This is a genomic window from Kitasatospora sp. MAA4 (genome assembly GCF_029893355.1).
Lineage (GTDB): Bacteria > Actinomycetota > Actinomycetes > Streptomycetales > Streptomycetaceae > Kitasatospora.
Genome location: NZ_JARZAI010000008.1, coordinates 104,157 through 123,710 on the forward strand (window position 1 = coordinate 104,157; position 19,554 = coordinate 123,710).

18 protein-coding genes are annotated in these 19,554 nt (G+C 73.7%); 9 read left to right on the forward strand and 9 right to left on the reverse strand.

Translation table 11 applies throughout. The features are described 5' to 3' along the window. The first annotated feature begins 13 nt into the window (after window positions 1-13). The gene (locus tag P3T37_RS13210) at window positions 14-739 is read left to right on the forward strand and encodes a (2Fe-2S)-binding protein (protein ID WP_280723758.1); all 726 of its coding nucleotides are present in this window, start codon (window positions 14-16) and stop codon (window positions 737-739) included. A gap of 55 nt (window positions 740-794) precedes the next feature. Here P3T37_RS13210 and P3T37_RS13215 read toward each other — a convergent pair whose 3' ends face one another. From P3T37_RS13215 to P3T37_RS13235, 5 genes are all read right to left on the reverse strand, one after another. After that, a complete protein-coding gene (locus tag P3T37_RS13215; protein WP_280723759.1) occupies window positions 795-1,646 on the reverse strand; it encodes an ABC transporter permease in 852 nt (283 codons plus the stop codon). Further along, on the reverse strand, window positions 1,643-2,590 hold the full coding sequence (locus P3T37_RS13220; RefSeq protein ID WP_280723760.1) for an ATP-binding cassette domain-containing protein: 948 nt from the start codon (window positions 2,588-2,590) through the stop codon (window positions 1,643-1,645). The genes P3T37_RS13215 and P3T37_RS13220 overlap by 4 nt, the downstream gene beginning before the upstream one ends. A gap of 127 nt (window positions 2,591-2,717) precedes the next feature. Then, window positions 2,718-3,113, reverse strand: a complete 396-nt coding sequence (locus P3T37_RS13225) for a nuclear transport factor 2 family protein (RefSeq protein ID WP_280723761.1) — start codon at window positions 3,111-3,113, stop codon at window positions 2,718-2,720. A 17-nt stretch (window positions 3,114-3,130) separates the two neighbouring features. Further along, window positions 3,131-4,360, reverse strand: a complete 1,230-nt coding sequence (locus P3T37_RS13230; protein ID WP_280723762.1) for a hypothetical protein — start codon at window positions 4,358-4,360, stop codon at window positions 3,131-3,133. Window positions 4,361-4,490: 130 nt separating this feature from the next. After that, window positions 4,491-4,766, reverse strand: a complete 276-nt coding sequence (locus P3T37_RS13235) for a helix-turn-helix transcriptional regulator (protein WP_280723763.1) — start codon at window positions 4,764-4,766, stop codon at window positions 4,491-4,493. Between the two features lie 62 nt (window positions 4,767-4,828). Here P3T37_RS13235 and map point away from each other — a divergent pair, with 62 nt between their 5' ends. Continuing rightward, entirely contained in the window at window positions 4,829-5,596 is a 768-nt protein-coding gene (map, locus tag P3T37_RS13240) for a type I methionyl aminopeptidase (protein ID WP_280723764.1), read from the forward strand. Between the two features lies 1 nt (window position 5,597). Here the strand turns inward: map and P3T37_RS13245 are convergent, their stop codons facing one another. After that, window positions 5,598-6,209, reverse strand: coding sequence for a GrpB family protein (locus P3T37_RS13245; RefSeq protein WP_280723765.1), 612 nt, complete (start codon window positions 6,207-6,209; stop codon window positions 5,598-5,600). A 57-nt stretch (window positions 6,210-6,266) separates the two neighbouring features. On the opposite strand from P3T37_RS13245, the gene P3T37_RS13250 reads away from it, so the two are divergent. After that, window positions 6,267-6,914, forward strand: coding sequence for a class I SAM-dependent methyltransferase (locus tag P3T37_RS13250; protein WP_280723766.1), 648 nt, complete (start codon window positions 6,267-6,269; stop codon window positions 6,912-6,914). A gap of 50 nt (window positions 6,915-6,964) precedes the next feature. Here the strand turns inward: P3T37_RS13250 and P3T37_RS13255 are convergent, their stop codons facing one another. Further along, window positions 6,965-7,354: a hypothetical protein gene (locus P3T37_RS13255; protein WP_280723767.1), complete on the reverse strand. Its 390-nt coding sequence runs from the start codon at window positions 7,352-7,354 to the stop codon at window positions 6,965-6,967. A gap of 306 nt (window positions 7,355-7,660) precedes the next feature. On the opposite strand from P3T37_RS13255, the gene P3T37_RS13260 reads away from it, so the two are divergent. The 4 genes from P3T37_RS13260 to P3T37_RS13275 all read left to right on the forward strand — a co-directional run bounded on the left by P3T37_RS13260 (window position 7,661) and on the right by P3T37_RS13275 (window position 14,329). Further along, the gene (locus P3T37_RS13260; protein WP_280723768.1) at window positions 7,661-8,110 is read left to right on the forward strand and encodes a hypothetical protein; all 450 of its coding nucleotides are present in this window, start codon (window positions 7,661-7,663) and stop codon (window positions 8,108-8,110) included. Between the two features lie 106 nt (window positions 8,111-8,216). Further along, on the forward strand, window positions 8,217-9,605 hold the full coding sequence (locus P3T37_RS13265; RefSeq protein WP_280723769.1) for a hypothetical protein: 1,389 nt from the start codon (window positions 8,217-8,219) through the stop codon (window positions 9,603-9,605). Window positions 9,606-9,653: 48 nt separating this feature from the next. Then, window positions 9,654-13,064, forward strand: a complete 3,411-nt coding sequence (locus P3T37_RS13270; RefSeq protein ID WP_280723770.1) for a right-handed parallel beta-helix repeat-containing protein — start codon at window positions 9,654-9,656, stop codon at window positions 13,062-13,064. Next, on the forward strand, window positions 13,061-14,329 hold the full coding sequence (locus tag P3T37_RS13275; RefSeq protein WP_280723771.1) for a S8 family serine peptidase: 1,269 nt from the start codon (window positions 13,061-13,063) through the stop codon (window positions 14,327-14,329). Before P3T37_RS13270 ends, P3T37_RS13275 begins: the two co-directional genes overlap by 4 nt. Window positions 14,330-14,510: 181 nt before the next feature. Here P3T37_RS13275 and P3T37_RS13280 read toward each other — a convergent pair whose 3' ends face one another. Next, a complete protein-coding gene (locus tag P3T37_RS13280) occupies window positions 14,511-15,767 on the reverse strand; it encodes a hypothetical protein (protein WP_280723772.1) in 1,257 nt (418 codons plus the stop codon). A gap of 250 nt (window positions 15,768-16,017) precedes the next feature. On the opposite strand from P3T37_RS13280, the gene P3T37_RS13285 reads away from it, so the two are divergent. Beyond that, the gene (locus tag P3T37_RS13285; RefSeq protein WP_280723773.1) at window positions 16,018-16,422 is read left to right on the forward strand and encodes a hypothetical protein; all 405 of its coding nucleotides are present in this window, start codon (window positions 16,018-16,020) and stop codon (window positions 16,420-16,422) included. Window positions 16,423-16,634: 212 nt separating this feature from the next. Then, a complete protein-coding gene (locus P3T37_RS13290) occupies window positions 16,635-17,234 on the forward strand; it encodes a sigma-70 family RNA polymerase sigma factor (RefSeq protein ID WP_280723774.1) in 600 nt (199 codons plus the stop codon). Between the two features lie 10 nt (window positions 17,235-17,244). Here P3T37_RS13290 and P3T37_RS13295 read toward each other — a convergent pair whose 3' ends face one another. Further along, the gene (locus P3T37_RS13295) at window positions 17,245-19,485 is read right to left on the reverse strand and encodes a BTAD domain-containing putative transcriptional regulator (RefSeq protein ID WP_280723775.1); all 2,241 of its coding nucleotides are present in this window, start codon (window positions 19,483-19,485) and stop codon (window positions 17,245-17,247) included. Window positions 19,486-19,554: the final 69 nt, after the last annotated feature.

The following is a 19,554-nucleotide window of genomic DNA, read 5'->3' on the forward strand; positions in this document are numbered from 1 at the left end:
CGGGGGACGCGCAGTGGTGGACGAGGTTGCGGCGCTCGGGCCGTTCTTCGCGTTCGAGGTCCACGACGCGGCCGCCGCCGTCCCGGCGCCCTGGCGGCGGATGGCCGAACTGGTCGACGTTCCGGCCGTGTTGGCGGACCGGGCGGCCGGCGTCCGCGACTACCTGGCGGCCGCCGGTGGCCGCTCGCCGGAGCAGGTCGAGTTGCGGGTGGCGGCCTCGGTGGCGCACCTGGGCCTGACGGCGCGGCTGATCTCGCCGGCGCTGGCGGTGGCGGTCCGCTACCGCGCGGTGCTGCCGATCGACCTGCGGGAGGCCCGCTGGCAGCCGGTGCCGGGCAGCATGTTCCCGCTCTCGCTGCCCCGGTGCACCCCGGATCCGGTGGCCGAGCTGCCCGAACTCGCCGACCGGCTGGCGGCCGAGCTGCTGGACGGCCCGATCCGCGAGCTGGTCGAGGCCACCCGGCCGCTGTCGGTCTCGCCGCACATCCTGTGGGGCAACGTCGCCTCGGCGCTCAACGGCGCCGCCGCCGCGCTCGCCAACGCCCGTCCCGCGCAGGCGGATCGGGCCCGCGCGATCGCCGCGCTGCTGCTGGCTCGGCCGCCGCTGCGCGGCGTTGGCACGGGTGCGCCGGGCGGTCCCACGGCGTTCCGGCGCCGCAGCTGCTGCCTGATCTACCGCGCCACCCCCGGCGGCGCTCTCTGCGGGGACTGCGTGCTCACCCGCCGCCAGCTGCACTGATGCCCGCGACCACCGGCACCTGGCCGGTGGTCGCGGGCATCAGCGGACTCCGTGGTTACGCGTCCGTGCGCTTGAGCCGGTACGCCGCGCCGGCCAGCGCGAGCGCCGTCCACAGCGCGAGGACCAGCAGCCCGACGCCGGGCGTCAGGGTGTGCGCGTCGTGGTGCAGCGCGTACATCGAGTCGCCCGCGTGGCTGGGCAGGTACTGGCTGACGTTGTTCTGCCAGCTCGTCGGCAGCAGCGAGACCAGCCCGGGGACCAGCATCAGAATCCCGACGAGGATGGCGATCCCGCCGGCGACCGAGCGCAGCAGCGCGCCCAGCGCGACACCGCAGACCCCGATCAGCGCCAGGTACAGGCCCGCCATGAACAGGCTGCGCAGGACACCTGCGTCGGAGAAGGTCAGCGCCGCGTGCGTCCCGGAGACGATGCCGCTGCCGACGCCGAAGGCGACGAACGCGCCCACCGTGCCGACGACCAGCGCGACCAGGCCGAAGACCACGGCCTTCGCCCACAGCACCGGCAGCCGGCGCGGGACGGACGCGAGTGTCGAGCGGATCATCCCGGTCGAGTACTCGCCGGCGGCGACCAGCACGCCGAGCACGCCCAGCGCCAGCTGGCCGAAGTTCAGGCCGAACAGGGTCAGGCTGACCGCGTTGGCGCCCAGCATGTCCGGGTCCATGTGCTGGCCCGAGTCGAGGTTGGCCTTGAAGCGCCAGGCCCGGATCAGACCGAACGCCAGGACGAAGAACAGCGCCAGCGTCAGCGTGATCCAGCTGGAGCGCAGCGACCAGAACTTGGCCCACTCCGAGCGCAGCACGCGGGCGGCGGTGACCTTGTAGGCGGGGCGTCCGGCGCGCTCGGGGGCGGCCGGAGCGTCGGTGGGGGTGGCGGTGGCGGTGCTCATGCTGCGCTCCCAACGGTCTCGGCGGCGACAGCCGCAGTAGTGGTGCCGTGGTACTCCACCGCGTCCCGGGTCAGCTCCATGAACGCCTCCTCCAGGGAGACGGCCTTGGTGTGGAGCTCGAAGAGCGCGATGTTGTGCTCCGCGGCCTTGAGGCCGATCGCCCGCGCCGCCAGCCCGGTGACCTCCAGCTCCTCGGAGCCGGACCGGCCGGTGATCTCCACGCCCGGGCCGGCCAGCAGCTCGCGCAGCCGTGCGGGGTCCGAGCTGGCGACCTTGACGGTGTCGCCGCCGGACTGCCGGATCAGGCCCTCGACGGTGGTGTCGGCGAGCAGCCGACCCCGTCCGACGATGATCAGGTGGTCGGCGACCAGGGCCATCTCACTCATCAGGTGCGAGGAGACGAAGACCGTGCGGCCGTCCTCGGCCAGACCGATGAGCAGGTTGCGGATCCACAGCACGCCCTCCGGGTCCAGGCCGTTGACCGGCTCGTCCAGCATGATCGTCGCCGGGTCGCCCAGCAGCGCGGCCGCGATGCCCAGCCGCTGGCCCATGCCGAGCGAGAACGCCCCGGCGCGCTTCTTGGCCACCTGCTGGAGGCCGGTCATCTCGATCACCTCGTCCACCCGGCGGCGCGGGATGCCGTGGGTGAGCGCGAGCGTGTTGAGGTGGTTGAACGCGGAGCGGCCGGGGTGGATCGACTTCGCCTCCAGCAGCGCGCCGACCTCCTGAAGGGGAGCGGCGTGCTCCGCGTAGCGGCGCCCGTTGACGGTGACCGAACCTGCGCTCGGAGCGTCCAGACCGACGATCATGCGCATCGTGGTGGACTTGCCGGCGCCGTTGGGGCCGAGGAAGCCCGTCACCGTTCCGGGCTTGACCGTGAAGTCCAGCCGGTCCACGGCGGTCTTCTCGCCGTACCGCTTGGTGAGCTGCTGCGCCTCGATCATCGGCTGTTTCCCCTGGCCTCGGGCCGCCGGACAGTCCCGGCCTGCGTTGTGCTCAACGCTACGGACCGGGACCCCGCAGACGGTCGTACCCAGGACTGATCATCGGGACGGGGGTGGTACCGCGGTACTACAGAGGCGGCACCAGCGTGGCCTGGTGGTAGTACATCCGCCACCCCGCGGCGCCGTTCTCCTCGGCGCCGTCCCGCTTGCGCCAGATCGAGCTGTGCCTGGTCCTGCGCTCTCCGAGCACGGCCTCGAAGGTCAGATGGACCAGCCCCGGGGCGAGCAGCACACCCGAGATCTCCGAGGGCTCGTACCGGGGGCCCTCTGCCGAGCTGCCCGGCTTGTCGGGCAGCGCGGCGAGCATGCTCGCATACGTCCAGCGCCGCCCGGATCCGCCGACCTCCACGAACTCCGGGTCGAGCAGCCGCCCGGCGAGCTCCCGCGAGGCCCGCACCTGCGGGTCCATCAGCTGCAACTCGCACGCGATCGCCTGCTGCACCTCATCTTCCGTACTCTCCATGGCCCTATCTTCCCAGGTCAGTGGAGTGTGGCGAGCGCGGCGGCCCACTGCGCGCTGGTGGTGCCGGTCACCGCGCACGCGCCGGTGGTGCGGGTGAGCTGGTAGGCGGTGGTGAGCCGGTAGGAGGAGAGCTTGAGGACCGGGGGTACCACCGTCCAGCCGGGGGACGGAACGGGCGCGTCACCGGAGTTGGTGCCGATGGCCGCCACCTGGAGGCCGCCGTCGGTACAGGTGAGCGGTACGGCGCTGGTGCTGAACGCACCGCCGCCCGCTGCGCCGGAGGCGGTCGCGGCCCGGTCGGCACCGCTGAGACCGCTGAACTCGTCGACGGCGACGTGGTACTTGCTCGCCCTGGGGTAGCTGAGCTTGATGGTGTCGGCGGTGCCGAGGGCGTCGACGTCGAACGCCGCGATGATCAGGACGCGGTGGCGTGAGACGTCGGTGACGTCCGCGACCGTGCGGTAGTGGTTGTCCTGGCTGTCGGTGACGGTGACCTGGCCGGGGCAGGTACTGGTGAGCATCATGGTGACGATCAGCGCGTGCCCGTCGGCGACGGCGGTGGTGATCGGCAGGCTGAGTTGCGTGCTGCTGAGGATCTTCGCGTCGTACGCGGGACGGGAGATCCAGCTGATCGGACGGGTGGGGCCGGCAGCGGTGGTGACGGGCGGTGCGGGAGGGCCGGGCTTCGCTGATGGCGGGCTCGGCGAGAAGTCGCCGGGCTGGCACACCGCGTAGTCCCCGACGAGCACCGGCGCCGGCGGCGCGGGCGTCTTGATCAGGTGGAGTGTCGTGAGGGTGGTGACGACGGCGAGCACGAAACCCAGGACGAAGGCGAGGGCGAGCCGGTGGCGGCCTGGGTGGCGGCCGCGACGGTGTTCCGGCGCCCCGGCCTCAGGCTCAGGCTCGGCCTCTGGCTCTGGGGTGGGCTCCGGTTCGGGCTCCGGCTCCGGCTCCGGCTCGTCGGCGTGCAGCAGCGCCGCGGCCTCGATCCGCTTCCATGCCGCGGCCCACTCGGCCGCCTGCGACTCGGCCGCTCCCAACGCCGTCAGTACGGCGAAACAGCGGTCCAGCGGCGGCAGTTGACCCCGTCGCTGATCGAAGACCACGGAAAGCGTGCTGCGGGGAATCCCGGTCGAGCGGGACAGCTCCCGAAGCGGCGGCCGGCCGGCCTCGACCCTGAGGAGGTTGAGGCCCTTCACGAAGTCGGCCGGCGTGCTCATTGCGGCCGGTACCAGCCCGGCAGCCAACGGATCCTCCTGCGGCACCTGCATCCCCCAGCTCGGCGCGTACACAACAGTGGGGTCACCGTAGCGTGCGCAAACGAAGGAGAACAGAACCTCTACCGCAAGGGCCGGGTGCCCGCCAGGCGTTCGGGGTTCACGCCGACCTGGCCTGCCCGCCGCTGTCGAGGTCCTCCGCGCAGGCGGCCGCCAGGTCGTCCAGCGACAGCCCGAGCGCATGGGCCAGGGCCGCCACGGTGAAGAAGGCCGGGGTCGGGGCCCGGCCGGTCTCGATCTTGCGGAGCGTCTCCGCGGACACTCCGGCGGCCGCCGCCACGTCCACCATGCTGCGGTCGCCGCGGGCCTGGCGGAGCAGGGCGCCGAAGTGCTCGCCGCGCTGCCGCTCCTGCGGACTCAGAGGAACTCTCACCATGTCCGTGATACTAATACCGGTATAAGTATTGGGAAGCATCGCATCGCGGGGAGTCGCGGAACATGGTGGAGATCAAGACCGACAGCGCACTGGAGTCGATGCGGGAGGCCGGGCGCGTCGTGGCCCACGCACTCGCAGCCGTCCGCGCGGCGGCAGCCGTGGGAGTCAGCCTGCGCGAGCTCGACGAGGCCGCCCGAACCATCCTGGCCGCGGCCGGGGCACGTTCGCCGTTCCTGGGCTACCAGCCCTCGTTCGCCCCCGTTCCCTTCCCCGCCGTGATCTGCGCCTCCGTCAACGACGCCGTCGCGCACGGCATCCCCGACGACTACCGGCTGCGTGACGGCGACCTGGTCAGCATCGACTGCGGAGCCGAACTCGACGGCTGGACCGGGGACGCCGCGATCAGCTTCACCGTCGGCACCCCTCGCCCCGGCGACCTGGAACTCATCGCCGCCACCCAGCAGGCCCTGGACGCCGGCATCGCCGCCGCCACCGTCGGCCACCGCCTCGGGGACATCGCCCATGCGATCAGCACGGTCGCCCGCAAGGCAGCCTGCGGCATGCCGGCCGACTTCGGCGGCCACGGCATCGGCCGCACGATGCACGAGGACCCGCACGTCCCCAACCACGGACGACCCGGCCGCGGCTTCCCGCTGCGCCACGGCCTCACCCTCGCCATCGAACCGATGCTCATGGCCGGAGGACGCAACGACTACCGCACCGACCCCGACGGATGGACCCTGCGCACGATCGACGGCAGCCGAGCCGCCCACATCGAGCACACCGTCGCCATCACCGAGGACGGCCCCCGCATCCTCACCCTGCCCTGACTCACCCTGCCCTGACCTCGCCGGACGGGTGCGGTGTCCAGCCGGTCGCGGCGGCCCAGGTCTCGGCGACGCCGACGACCAGGTCGACGACGGGATCCTTGACGTCGGAGTAGGTGTCGACGTCACGGACAGCGCCGGCGAGCACCGACTTGAACCGCGCGTAGGCCGGCACCGCCTCGGGATGGGCCCGGAACCAGTCCCGGAACAGCAGGGCGAGCCGGTCGTTCGGTGAGCCGAGCAGGCGAACGTGCAGGTTGCAGTCCGCGCCGGCCTGCCCGCGCCGCGACCAGAGCCTCTTCGTCCACCTCTCGCGGTCGTCGTCGAGGCCCGCGGGAACATGGTCGTGCCGATAGCGGGACAGCCGGAAACCCCGGTCGGCCAGGAGCCGGTCGAAGGCGCGCTCGGCCTCGTGCAGGTCCGCGACGGTGATCTGCAGGTCGAAGACGGGCTTCGCGGCCATACCGGGGATCGCGGTACTGCCGATGTGCTCGACGTGCAGCGGCAGCGGCCCGAGGTCCGAGCGCAGCTCGCCCGCGAGGGCGAGTCCGCGCTGCTGCCAGCTGGGGTCGTAGTCGAGCACGATGGGTGCGTGCGCCGTCGGGTCATCAGCCATTTGATCAAGTCTAGCCAGGGCCGGCGCCATGATCGATGCAGATTATGCTGCACTCGTATGAGGGATCGTGGTAGTCAGATCGCATACTGGGACAGCGTCGGCGCAACGAAGACGTTCACCCATCCAGTGAATCTCAGCTGGCTGGCGGGGGTGGGTCGGAACGCTCGGGTCCTGGACTACGGGTGTGGATACGGCCGGGTCATGGCCGAGTTGGGCGAGCACGGCTTCTCTGATGTGTCCGGTGTCGACCTGTCTCCGACGCTGATCGAGCGGGGCCGTCAGCTGCGGCCCGACCTGCGCCTCGCCGTCCTGGAGTCCCCGCCGGACCTGACGTACGCGTCGGCGAGCTTCGATGTCGTCCTGCTGTTCGCGGTGCTGACCTGCGTCCCCGACGACGACGCTCAGCGCGCACTGGTCGCCGAGCTGAGCCGTGTCCTGGCACCCGGCGGGCTGCTCTACGTCAGCGACCTGGTCCTGCAGGACGACGAACGAAACCGCAACCGCTACGCCACCCACGCCCAGCAGTTCGGCACACCCTACGGGGTCTTCGCCACGGACGACGGTGCGGTGTGCCGGCATCACGACATCGCGGAGCTGCGCGCCCTGCTGTCGGACTTCGACCTGGTGGACGAGCGCCGGATCGAGGTTGCCACGATGAACGGCCATCAGTCGCGGGCGGTGCAGTTGCTGGGCCGCAAGCGGTGATCCGAGGGCCCCGGCTGTCCATCGCGGACGCCGGGGCTGCTCAGGAGTCGTCAGCACTGAGGGATATTGGGATCCCGGTTGACGCTGCGGGCGTTGCCGTCGGCGTACCCGGCGAAGACGTAGACGGGTACGCCGATGTGTGTCCATCCGCCGCCGTCGTTGTAGTTCAGCTGGTTCGCGCGGTACCAGGTGTCGCCGTAGTTGCCGATGCCCTGGCCGACGGTCCAGCACTGGGCGTAGATTGCGCCGCCCGGGGCTATGTCAGCCCACCCGGCCTTGCCGTCCGCGGTGCTGGGACCGTTGTAGAGGCCGACCCAGTGGCCGACGCTGATCGGCACGATATCGTCGGCGGAAGCGCTCCCCGCGGTCGCGATGAGCGCGCCGACACTCAGTGCCATGGCCGTCGCGACCGTCGCTGTGCGGCGTCCGAACCTGATCATGAAGTGTTCCCCCTGCACGTGGAGGCCCGGTGTTGGGCCGTGGGCCGCTGGACGTTCCCATTGATTCGTCCACACAGCATCCTGCCTGTGCGGCGACGACTCAGGAAAGGTGCTATTTAGCCGCTTCCCGAGGCTTCGAGCCACTCCGGCCGCCCCTGCGCGAGCGCCACAACCAGGCCCCCGAAAAGTCGAGCGGGCCGACTTTCAGGGCGCGGCACTGAACGCTGCGGCCCGGTCCGTCCGTTCTTGCTGGACGAGGGTGCCTCGGCGGACGGCCGGGGCGGGTACGACGACAGGAGCGTGGCGATGGCCGATACGGCGCAGACCTTCGAACTGGCTTCCGTGTTCGACACCGTGGACCCGGTCACCGGGCCCGGTTTCGCGCCGGACCGGCCGCGGATCGAGGACTTCGACGAACGCGCCGCCCTGCTGGCCTATCTGCGGGCCGGCGAGGCCGTGCTGATGACGCCGATGATGATGGACGACGTGGTCGAGCCGTCCCGGGTGGCCGCCGTCCCGATGACCTACCGCACCGACAGCTCCTGGATCTGGACCGACACCGTCATCTACTACCTGGACCGCTACGGCCTCGCGCCCGAGCCGGGCCTGCTGGCGCACGTCCGCGCACGGTGCGCCGCGGGTGCCGTCCCGAGCGCGGACGAGGCCGTCCTGGAACGGGCGGTGGCGTTCGTCCTCACCCCGCCGGAGGAGGAGGCCGAGCTGGTCTGGAGCGTGGGCGGGTCCGACGCCGCGTAGCAGTCGCGGAAGAGTCGCGCGGGACCGTTGAACCCTGCGGGCCGCGCCGTCCGTCACATCGGGTGGATGCGTTCGTTGACGGTCGTCGAAGGGCCAGGGAACCAGGGTGGGTAAGGACCGGTACGGCAAGAGCGGACGATCGGGCGAATCGGAGGGCGCGGGTCTCGGGTACCAGCTGCCTGCGCTCGCCTGGGCCGCGGAGGAACTGGAAGCACCGGAACCGGAGTTGGAGTCGGAGACGGCGCCCGAGCAGTCGCCCGAGAAGTCGCCCGAGCCCGCCGCTGAGCTGGTGCCCGAAATCGCCGGAGAAGCGGCCCCCGAGGGTGACGCCGACACCGACGGCGAGCCCAAGGCCCCCGCCTTCGCCGCCACCGACGGCCTCGCCGCCGCGACCGCCGCGTCGGCCCAGGCGACCGCCTCAACCCGGCCCGGCCGGATCTCCAAGCCGATGATCGCCGCCGCCGCGACCGCCGGCGTCGTGCTGATCGGTCTCCCGCTGGTCCTCTCCCACCTCGGTGGCGGCGGCGCGCCCGGCGGCCCCAGCGCCGGGGCTCCGCCCGGCTACACCCAGCAGAGCGGCGGCGGCGACGGCTTCGTCCCCAAGGCCGACGCGCACGGCGACATCGGTCCCGGCGGGCCGCAGGCCCCGGGCCAGCCCCCGCAGGGCGGCACGGGCGGCGCGGGCGGCAACGCAGGCGGCGCACCGGGCGCCGCCCCGATCGCGGCGGCGGGAGCCGCGGGCGCGGGGACGGCCCTGGCACCGGTCGGCAGCGGCTCGGGCGGCGGCACCAACGCCAACGCCGGCGGAGCGGGCGCCCCCCAGCAGCAGGGCCAGTCCCAGTCCCAGCCGCAGCCCAACGGGCAGCCCCAGCAGCCGGGCCAACCGCAGCCGCAGCCCCAGCCGCAGACCCAGCCCAACACGCAGACCCAGCCCCAGCAGCCCGCGCCGCCCCCCGCGCCGACCAAGGCCGCGCCCCCGCCCGCGCCCAGCTACTCGGGTGTGGCCGGTCCGTTCTGCGCCAACAGCGGCACCACCTTCCAGCAGAACGGCTGGTTCGACCAGGGCCAGGCCGGCTGGGTCACCAACTCCGGCAACAGCGGCTGCGGCGGCAGGTTCAACTCGATGCCGATGTCGGGCGCGTCCGGGAAGGACTCCGGCAACTCGGTGGTCTGGACGTTCAGTACCGGCGCGGTCAGCAGCGGCAGCTGCACGCTGTCGGTCTACGTCCCGAGCAACTCCGACATCAAGGCGGTCGGCGGCGCTCCGGCGTACTACACCGTGCAGACCGGCAGCAGCCCGGGCAGCGGCACCATCGGGTCGTTCACCGTCAACCAGGTGGGCAACCGCGGCGAGTGGGTGGACGCCGGGACGTACCCGGTGAGCAACGGCCGGATCGGCGTGATGCTGCACGACCGCGGTCAGGACTGGACGAACACCGCCAAGACGTACGCCCACCTCGCCGCCGCGGCCGTCAAGGCGGACTGCACGGGCTGAGAGCGCCCGAGCCCAACCGCCAGATGAACGACGAAGGAGACAACGAGCATGACGCGCCATGTGCTGACGGTGTGTGCGGAGCAGCGGGACGGCGGCTACCGCACGATCGGCGACGCCCTGGAGGCGGCGCGCAGCGGTGCGGTGATCAGCGTCCGGCCGGGCCGCTACGAGGAGAACCTGGTGATCACCAAGATGGTGACCATCACGGCCGAGGACGTCCGCGGCAGCGTGCGGATCGCGCCCCGGCGCGGCGCGGTGATCCAGGTGGTCGCCGAGGCGGTGCAGCTGACCGGCCTGGTGCTCCAGGGGCAGGACGACGACCTGCCGACCGTCGACGTCCCGCGCGGGCAGGCGGCGCTGGAGGACTGCGAGGTGATCGGCAACTCCTGGACGGCCGTACTGACGCGCCAGCAGGGGGCGTTGGCGATGCGCGGCTGCCGGGTGGTCAACCCGGCGGGGGCCGGCATCGTGGAGACCTCGACCGGCTCCAGCGTGATCGAGGACTGCGTGATCGAGCACCTCGGCACCTCCGCCGTGGTGATCGGTGAGCGGGCCAACCCGGTGGTGCGCAACTGCGTGATGCGCGACGCGCGGGGCAACGGCGTCTGCGCCAACGGCGAGGCGCGCGGGGTGATCGAGGACTGCGAGATCTCGGCCACCGACAAGCCCGCCATCGCGCTGGAGGAGAACTGCACGACCCGCGTTCTGCGCACGGCCGTGCGCGACACCTCGGTCGGGGTCTACCTCAGCTCCTCCGCCCGGGTGGTGCTGGAGGACTGCACGGTCACCGGCACCCAGGGCCACGCCGTGGTGCTGGCCGGCGGCACCGACCCGGCGCTGCGCCGCTGCCGCACCGCGCGCAGCGCCGGGCACGGCATCCACGTCGGCGGCCGGTCCCGGGGCACCTTCGAGGAGTGCGAGGTCAGTGGGGCCGACGGCACCGGAATCTGGGTGGGGGAGTCGTCCGGGCCCTCGCTGACCCGGACCGCGGTGCGGGACTGCGGGGACGTCGGCGTCGAGCTGGTCGGCGAGTGCTCGGCCGAGTTCGACCGGCTGGAGATCCGCGACGTGGCCGGGCCCGGGGTGAGCATCCGGGAGGGCGCCAACCCGCTGCTGCGCCGGCTGAACGTGATCGACGTGCGCGGGCACGGCGTCGAGGTGCTGACCGACGGGCGGGGCCGGGTGGAGGCGTCCGAGATCACCTCGGCGGGCCGGGCGGGCGTGCGGATCGAGGACGGCGGCAACACCTACCTGGGCTCCACGACGGTACGCGGCTCCGCCGGCCCCGGCGTCTCGGCCGGCCCGGCGGGGATCGGCTCGCTGCGCGACTGCGACGTGATCGACTCCGGCGCGGACGGCCTGCTGGCCGAGGACGGCGGCGAGTTGACCGCCACCAGGTCGCGGGTGCGGGGCAGCCGCCGGCACGGCGCGATGCTCGCGGCGGGCAGCCGGGCCGGCCTGAACGCCTGCGAACTGCTCGACAACACCCTGGACGGCATCCGGATCGAGTCCACCGAGCCGGTCCGGATCACCGACTGCGTGGTGACCGGCAACCGGGGGGCCGGGCTCCGGCAGACCAAGCCCAGCAACCGCCTCGCGGTGGAGAACCTGACCAGCCTGGAGAACGTCAGCGCCGACACGTACGGCAGTGCGAGCGCGCACAGCGCCCTGGCCACCGGGTCCGGCCGCCTCGACGAGACCGGCGGGGCGTTCGAGCCGGGCGGCGAGGACGGTTCGGCGGGCGGGACGCAGGAGGTCCAGCCGGTCCAGGAGCCCGAAGGGCCGCTGGCGGTGCTGGACTCGCTGGTCGGCCTGGCCGGCGTCAAGGAGCAGGTGGCCACCCTGGTCAACCTCAACAAGCTGGCCAAGCGCCGCGAGCAGGCCGGCATGCCGTCCCTCCCGATGAGCCGCCACCTGATCTTCGCCGGGCCGCCCGGCACCGGTAAGACCACCGTCGCCCGGCTCTACGGCGCCATCCTCGCCGAGCTCGGCGTGCTGCGCAGCGGCCATCTCACCGAGGTGGCCCGGGCCGACCTGGTGGCCGCGATCGTCGGCGGCACGGCGATCAAGACCACCGAGGTCTTCAAGGAGGCGCTCGGCGGTGTGCTCTTCATCGACGAGGCGTACGCGCTGTCGGCGGGCGGCGGCGGGAACGGCCCGGACTTCGGCCGGGAGGCGATCGACACGCTGGTCAAGCTGATGGAGGACCACCGCGACGACATCGTGGTCATCGTGGCCGGCTACTCCCAGGAGATGCAGGACTTCCTGGCCTCCAACCCGGGCCTGGCCTCGCGCTTCAGCCGGACCGTCGAGTTCTGCAACTACGAGGTGGACGAGCTGACCACCATCGTGGAGCGGGCGGCCGGCGCGCACGGCTACGAACTGGCCGAGCACACCCGCGAGACGCTCTCCGTCCTCTTCGAACGGATGCCCAAGGGCGCCGACTTCGGCAACGGCCGGGCGGCGCGCAAGGTCTTCGAGGAGATGGTGGACCGGCAGGCCTCCCGGCTCGCGCTGCTCTCGGAGGTGGGCGACGCGGACCTCGCGCAGCTCGTCCCGCTGGACGTCGGCGCCGAGGCCGCGGCGGCGGTGGCGGCCGCGCTCGCACAGGAGGCGGGCGGGGAGCCGGTCCCGGCGAGCACCGAACTGCTGGACCAGCTGCGGGCGATGGTCGGCCTGCCGGCCGCCAAGGAGCAGGTGGAGGACCTGGTCAACCTGATCAAGCAGGTCCGCCGCCGCGAGGAGGCCGGCCTGCCGACCGCCAAGATTAGCCACCATCTGGTCTTCGCCGGGCCGCCCGGTACCGGTAAGACCACCGTCGCCCGTCTCTACGGCGAACTGCTCTCCGAGCTGGGCGTGTTGAGCGGCGGCCAGCTGATCGAGACGGCCCGCGCCGACCTGGTCGGCCGATTCGTCGGCCACACCGCGCAGCTCACCAAGGAGGCCTTCGAACGGGCCCGCGGCGGTGTGCTGTTCATCGACGAGGCGTACACCCTCACCCCGCGCGGTGGCAGCGGCAACGACTTCGGCCAGGAGGCCGTGGACACGCTGATGAAGCTGATGGAGGACCACCGCGACGAGGTCGTGGTGATCGTGGCCGGCTACCAGGAGGAGATGCAGGGCTTCCTGGCCTCCAACCCCGGTCTGGCCTCGCGGTTCTCCCGCGAGATCGCCTTCGAGCACTACACGGACGACGAGTTGACCACCATCGTGCGGCTCCAGGCCGAGACGGCCGGCTACGTCTGCGCGCCCGAGACGCTGGAGGCGCTGCACGCGCTCTTCGGGTCCGTGCCCCGGGACCGGGCCTTCGGCAACGGCCGGTTCGCCCGGCAGACCCTGGAGTCGATGGTCACCCGGCAGGCCGGACGGCTCAGCCGACTGGAGATCGACGACCTCGCCGAGCTCAGCCTGCTGCTCCCGCAGGACATCCCGGCGCACCGGGTGGGGAGTTCGGCATGACCCCCCGTGCCACCTCGGCGGCGCTCGCCGCACTCCTGCTGGTGCCGCTCGCCCCGGGCGTCGCCCTCGCCGACACGCCCACGCCGAGCGCAGTTGCGTCAGCCGGCGCCGAGCCGTCCTCGCTGCCGAGCATCGCGCAGACCAACCCCGGTTTCCAGCAGCAGGGTTGCGTGCACTCCTCGGCCCGCACCACCGACCGCACCCCGTGGGCGCAGACCTTCCTGCGCCCGGACGCGGCCTGGCCGCTCAGCCAGGGCGCCGGGGTGACGGTGGCCGTGCTGGGATCGGGAGTTGACGGTACGTCAGGCGTGCTCGGCGGCCGACTGGCGCTCGGCCCACGGGAGTACGGCCCGGGGGACTCGGGCCGCGACTGCGTGGGCCACGGCACCTTCCTGGCCGGACTGATCGCCGCCGGGCGGCAGGACGGCCTCGGCTTCGCCGGCGTCGCGCCCGGGGCCCGGATCCTCGCCGTCGCCGTCACCGACGACGTCGGGAACACCGCCGTCGACCAGGTCTCCCGCGGGATCCGCGCGGCCGCCGACGCGGGCGCCCGGGTGATCGACCTCGCGGTGCCGCTCCCGGCCGGGAACGCCGACCTGAGCAGCGCGCTGCACTACGCCGACGGCAAGGGCGCGCTGGTGATCGCGCCGTCCGTACCGGACCCGAGCGGCTCGGCCGCCGGCGCGGCGTCGGCCGCCCAGCCGCCGACGGACCCGGACGTCCTGGCGGTCGGCGACCTCGGTCCGGGCGGCAGCCCGCCGTCGTCCCCGTCTCCCTCCCCGTCCGCCGCTCCCGCCCCGCGGGTCGACCTGACGGCCCCCGGCGACGCGGTGATGAGCGTCGGCCCGGGCGGCGTCGGCTACTTCACCGGCTCGGGACCGAGCTTTGCCGCCGCCTTCGTGGCCGGCACGGCCGCGCTGGTGCTCGGCTACCGCCCCGACCTGACGAGGGAGCAGCTGCTCCACCGACTGGAGGCCACCGCCTACCACCCCGGCACGGCGCTGCCCGACCCGCAACTCGGCTACGGCACAGTCGACCCGGTCGCCGCCGTCTCCGCAGTCCTCCCCGAGGAACACGCCCCCGCCACCCCGCATCCGCAACCCCCCACCGGCTCAACGGCGATGCCTCCGGCCCCGCCGCAACCCGCAGCCCGCCAGGCCGCCGCCGTCGCTGGCGGCGCCCTGGGCATGGCCCTCCTGGTCGGCTGCGCAGCCGTGGTCCTCCCCCGAGGCCGCCGCCGCAACTGGCGCCCGGGCGCCTCGTAGCGCTTCGCCTGCGCGGGTACGACGCCCAGCTCGGCCGGCTGCACGCCGCGACCGAGGTGTCCGGCCGCACCCGTACGACGGCGAGCCGCCGATGCTGCCGCACGGCCGGGCGGTGGGCGAGGCGGTGGCAGCGGTGCCGGCCGTCGCCTCGCCGTACGCGGGGTAGACCGACCGGGACCGGTCAGCCGAGCGGCGGGGGCCAGCTGCCGGTGCCCAGTTGGGCGCGGACCATGTCCTGGCCGACCAGGGCGGCGAGGTCCAGGCAGGCGCGGCGGGTCCTGGGGCGCAGGCGGGCGGGCTCCAGCTCGGTGCCGGTGGCCAGGCGGTCGTCGAACGGGAGCACCACCACGCCCCGGCAGCGGGCCGCGAAGTGGGCCGCCAACTCGTCCGTGCCGACCCGCCGTCCACCGCTACCGCGGGCGGCGCCGGAGACCACGGTGATCGCGCGCAGCGCCAGCTCGCCGTAGCCGTTCGCCACCAGCCCGTCCAGGACGCGGCTCGCGCTGTCGGCGCCGTCCAGGCTGGTGCCGGCGGTGACCACCACCTGGTCGGCGACGTCCAGTACGCCGTGCAGGGCCTGCGGGGGCAGGCCGGCGCCGCAGTCGGTGAGGATCACGGGGTACTGCGTGCTCAGCAGGCCGATCACCTGCTGATAGGCGCGGGGGTCGAGCGGTGCGTCGCCGTCCGGCGCGGGGTGGGCCAGGATCTCCAGGCCGCTCGCGTTCTGTGCGGTGAAGCGGCGGATGTCCCGGTGGCCGGTGATCGAGGGCGCGGCGGCGAGCAGGTCGGCGAGGGTGGCGGTGCTGAGGTCGCGGGTGCGCAGGCCGAGCGCGCCGGGGGAGGGGGCGGCCGGGGCGGCGTCGACGGCGATCACCCGGTCGGGGCGCTCGGCAGCGAGCGTCGAGCCCAGCGCCAGGGTGGCGGAAGTGGTGCCGATGCCGCCGGTCAGGGCGATCACCGCGATCCGGTAGCACCGGCTGAGCGGCGTGCGGACGGCGGCCAGCTTCCGCAGCCGCTCCTGCTCGCCACCGCCGCCGAGCCCGCCGAGCCCGCCGAGCCCGCCGAGCCCGCCGAGCCCGCGGAGCCGCCCGAGCGGAGCGCGCTGCGCCGGACGGCGCAGCAGGCGCTCGGGGCTGAGCTCGACGGCGGCGGCCAGGCCGAGCGGACTGCGCGGCGGCGCCACCGGCGCGAGCGGCGCGGGAGGTACGGGCGGGGCCGGCGCCGCCTCCGGAGTCGTCCGGCAGCTCACCGGACGCGCCTCCGGCGGCACCAGGACCGTGCCGAGCGCGTCCAGCGGCTCGGTCCAGTCGGGCCTGGGAAGCGTGGTCGGCGCCACCGCGGGCGACCGGTCGACGGGGGTGTAGTCCGGGGCGAGGCCCCAGTCGGCCTCCGGGTCCAATCGCTGCACGGTCGCTGCTCCGCCGCCTGCGCCTGCCATCTGCTGCCTCCTGTCGCCGCCCCGTCGTCCAGTCAGCTGAACGGCTGCGGCAGGGGGTGGCGTTCAGCTCGGCCGCTGCCCGCCACAGCGGCCCTGGTTCGTGACCGGGGGGTGAACCCGTGGGCCGCCGGACACGTTCTACCCGTAGCGGCCCTCGTCCGAGCGGTGGCCGGTGGTCGGACGGCAGCACGGCATGGAGACGGGTGGTCAGGGGTGGGCTCGGCGTGGACGTCGGACCGGGGCGGCAGACGTGTTGCCCGACGATGACGATCGCGCCCAGCGCGAACTGACGATACGTCAGCTGATCGCCGGCCTGCTGGCCGGTCAGACCGCGGCCGAGGAGGCCCCGGGCGATCCGCCGCTGGGCGGACCGGACTTCGGCGGAGGGCTGGTGGTGCCGCAGGCTCGGGCCGCCGAGGTGATCGCGGCGGCCGAGGCGCTGGCCCGGCGCGGTACGGCCGGCCGGCCGGTCGATCTGCCGTCCGTCCAACTGCGGCTGATCGCCGAGGCGTTGGTCATCGACGAGCACCCGTCGGCGGCCGGTTGGACGGCGCGGGAGCGGCAGCTCGCGGCGCACTGGGTGGCGGTGCTGATCGAGCGCTTCGGTGAGGACGGCGTGCAGCGCCTGCTACTTGCTCTGACGGTCCAGCAGTGACGATCGGTTGCAGATTCGCCGCGAATTTTCTGCCGCAGTATGCCCAACGTCGGCCCTTGGGCAAACGTTGGCGGACGTTGGCGTTCCCTTGGGCGGCTGTTGGCGCCGCCCGACACGATTCCTCTGCCGGGTCGGGGGAGCCGCCGTTCAACGCGTGCGGCCCTGGCCTCCCAGATGCGTTTCGTGCCGGCGTGAAGCAAAGAGCGGTGACCATGCAGACCCTCGACGTGACAGACAGCTGTACCCCCAGTGCCGACGACGCCCCGGTTGCCCCGGTGGCGCCGGTCGTGCGGCGGGCCACTCTCGACCAGGAGACCCTGGCGGAGATCTACCGCCTGCACGGCCCCTACCTGCTGCGCGCCCTGCTGCGGGTGACCAGCGGCGACCGCGGCAAGGCCGAGGACATCCTCCAGGAGACGCTGCTGCGGGCCTGGCAGCACCCCGAGGCGATCTCGCGCGGAGCGGAGCAGAGCCGCCCGTGGCTCTTCACGGTCGCCCGGCGGATCGCCATCGACCACTTCCGGATGGCCGCCGCCCGCGCCCAGGAGGTTGCGGACGAGGCTCCCGAGGAGCGCACGGTCCTGGAGGACCCGTTCGACCAGGTGCTGTCCGCCTGGGACATGGAGCTCGCGCTCGCGCAGCTCCAGCCGCACCACCGCGACGTGCTGGTGGAGCTGCACCTCAACGACCGCTCGGTGGCCGACGCCGCGGTGGTCCTGGGCGTGCCGGTCGGGACGGTCAAGTCCCGCAACTTCTACGCGATCCGGGCCATGCGGCCGGTCCTCGCCGCCGCCCGGGCCCAGGCCGTCTGAGCCCCGCCGCTCAACCCGGCGGTTGGATCTCGCTCAGTGCGGCGCACAACTCGGCTAGCCGGGCCGCCTGTTCGGGGTGGTCTGCGGCTGTGCCTGCGGCTGCGGTCGCGGTCGGCAGGGCGCGGATCGCGGACTGCTCCGCGTGCAGCCAGTCGAGCGCGGCCCGCGGGTCGTCGAGTCGGGGCAGCCGGTCCGACGGGTACTCGGGCAGTTCCAGGTACTCCAGGAACTGCCCGGCTGCCTGGAGAGCGGTGGCCGAGCGGTGGGCGGTGGCCAGGTAGTGCTTCAACAGCCGTCCGGCGGCAGCCTGCTGTGCGGCGGCTCCGCGCTTGGCGCTCAACTCCTGGCTGTAGAGCCGGATCAGGTCGGGGCGGCGGTAGCGTCCGGGGGAACTCTCCACCAGCAGGTGATAGGAAGCCAGCGCACCGAGCGCCTGCCGGGCGGCCTGCTGGTCGGTGTCGAGCAGGGCGGCGGCCGACCAGGTGTCCACCTCGACCCCCGGGTGGACGGCCAGCAGCGGCAGCAACCTGGCTGCCTCGATCGGCAGTTGACAGTACGTCAGGAACAGCCCGGTGCGCACGCCGGCGCCTCCGCGGGTGTCCAGTGCGGTCAACCGGGTCCGCTCGTCCCGCAGTTCGGCCACCAGGTCGGCCAGCGACCACGCGGGACGGGCGGCGAGCTTGGCGGCGGCGATCCGCAGCGCGAGCGGGAGGCGGTCGCAGAGCGCCACCAGCTCCACGGCCGCCTCCCGCTCGGCCCGGACCCGTTGCGGTGTGAGCATCCGCTCCAGCAGGTGCAGCGCCTCGTCCTCGCTGAGCGTCTCCATCCGCAGCATCGCCGCACCCTCGGTGACCACCAGGTCCTCCAGCGTGCCGCGGCTGGTGACGACGGTGGCGCAGCCGGGTCCGGCCGGCAGCAGCTCGGAGATCTCGGCCGCGCTGTGCGCGTTGTCGAGCACCACGAGCAGCCGGCGTCGCGCGGTCTCCTCGCGGTAGAGCGCGGCCCGTGCGGCCGGGTCCGCCGGGATCGAGTCCTCCGGCAGACCCAGCGCCCGCAGGAATCCGGTCAGCACCTCGTCCGGACCGGCCGGACCGGCGGGGTCGAAGCCCCGCAGGTCGACGAAGAGCTGCCCGTCGGGGAACCCGGGGGAGGCGGCGTGCGCCCAGCGCAGGGCGGTGGCGGTCTTGCCCACGCCGGCCGGGCCGATCAGCACGGCGAGTCCGTTGCCGACCCGGTCGGCCCCGCACTCGCCGTCCAGCCACTGCGACTCCGCCGCCCGGCCCACGAAGCCGAGCGGTTGCCGTGGCAGCGACTGGACGGCGGGCCGCCCGCCGGGAGAGCCGCCCCGATCCGCCGCCGGTGCCACCGCCACTGCCACCGCCGCCGGTGCCACCGCCACTGCCACCGGGCTCGACGCCTGGACCGGCACCAGCCGCAACGGGCCGCCGACCCGCTCACCGCTCCCAGCCCTCGCCCCGGGCCCAACCCCGGCCCGGCCCGCGCGGACGGCGGAATCGGCGGTGGGCGGTTCGGCCAGCACGGCCGCCAGGGCCGCCTGAAGCGCCGGCCCCGGGGCCACCCCCAGCTCCTCGTCCAGTCGGCGGCGCGCGAGGTGGTAGGCGTTCAACGCGGCCGAGGACCGTCCGGCCTGGTGCAGGCAGCGGACCAGCAGCGCGACGGTCTGCTCGCGCAGCCCGTCCGAGCGGACCTGCTGCTCCAGGGCCGCGATCGCCGCGACCCCCTGGCCCAGCCCGAGCAGGCACTGCGCCCAGACGGTGAGGGCCCGGGTCCTGGTCTCGTCCAGCCGCTCGGCCAGAGCGCGGCGCAGCTCGGTGTCGGGCAGGTCGGCCAGCGCCGCGCCGCTCCAGAGCGCGAGCGCCCGGTCGCACAGCTCGGCGGCCTCGGCCCGGTCGGCCAGGCCCTCGGCCCGGGCCACCAGCTCCTCGAACCGCCGGGCGTCCACCAGCTCGGCCTCCCCGCAGAGGAGGTAGCCGGGCGCCCGGGTCTGCAGCGTGAACGGGGTGCCGTCGAGCACCTTGCGCAGCGCGGCGACGTGCCCCTGAAGCGCGGCCCGGGCCTGGGCGGGGGGATCCTCACCCCAGAGCATCTCGAAGAACCGCTCGACCGGGACGCTGCGTCCGAGTTCGAGCGCGAGCAGGGCCAGCACCGCGCGCCGCTTGGCGCCCGCCACCTCGGCGGGGCTTCCGTCCGGAAGCCGCAGCTCGACCGGACCGAGCAGGCGTATGCCCATGCCGATGCGTCCCCAATCCCCACTGGCCGCTGCGTCCCGCGGCAGGTCCGCAGTCTAAGGTGCGGCGGC

Bases quoted from the DNA above. Each gene is read 5' to 3' on its own strand.
- P3T37_RS13215 (WP_280723759.1), bottom strand. From the start codon at position 1,646: ATGAGCACCGCCACCGCCACCCCCACCGACGCTCCGGCCGCCCCCGAG.
- P3T37_RS13220 (WP_280723760.1), bottom strand. From the start codon at position 2,590: ATGATCGAGGCGCAGCAGCTCACCAAGCGGTACGGCGAGAAGACCGCC.
- P3T37_RS13225 (WP_280723761.1), bottom strand. From the start codon at position 3,113: ATGGAGAGTACGGAAGATGAGGTGCAGCAGGCGATCGCGTGCGAGTTG.
- P3T37_RS13235 (WP_280723763.1), bottom strand. From the start codon at position 4,766: ATGGTGAGAGTTCCTCTGAGTCCGCAGGAGCGGCAGCGCGGCGAGCAC.
- map (WP_280723764.1), top strand. From the start codon at position 4,829: ATGGTGGAGATCAAGACCGACAGCGCACTGGAGTCGATGCGGGAGGCC.
- P3T37_RS13245 (WP_280723765.1), bottom strand. From the start codon at position 6,209: ATGGCTGATGACCCGACGGCGCACGCACCCATCGTGCTCGACTACGAC.
- P3T37_RS13250 (WP_280723766.1), top strand. From the start codon at position 6,267: ATGAGGGATCGTGGTAGTCAGATCGCATACTGGGACAGCGTCGGCGCA.
- P3T37_RS13255 (WP_280723767.1), bottom strand. From the start codon at position 7,354: ATGATCAGGTTCGGACGCCGCACAGCGACGGTCGCGACGGCCATGGCA.
- P3T37_RS13260 (WP_280723768.1), top strand. From the start codon at position 7,661: ATGGCCGATACGGCGCAGACCTTCGAACTGGCTTCCGTGTTCGACACC.
- P3T37_RS13270 (WP_280723770.1), top strand. From the start codon at position 9,654: ATGACGCGCCATGTGCTGACGGTGTGTGCGGAGCAGCGGGACGGCGGC.
- P3T37_RS13275 (WP_280723771.1), top strand. From the start codon at position 13,061: ATGACCCCCCGTGCCACCTCGGCGGCGCTCGCCGCACTCCTGCTGGTG.
- P3T37_RS13280 (WP_280723772.1), bottom strand. From the start codon at position 15,767: ATGGCAGGCGCAGGCGGCGGAGCAGCGACCGTGCAGCGATTGGACCCG.
- P3T37_RS13290 (WP_280723774.1), top strand. From the start codon at position 16,635: ATGCAGACCCTCGACGTGACAGACAGCTGTACCCCCAGTGCCGACGAC.
- P3T37_RS13295 (WP_280723775.1), bottom strand. From the start codon at position 19,485: ATGGGCATACGCCTGCTCGGTCCGGTCGAGCTGCGGCTTCCGGACGGA.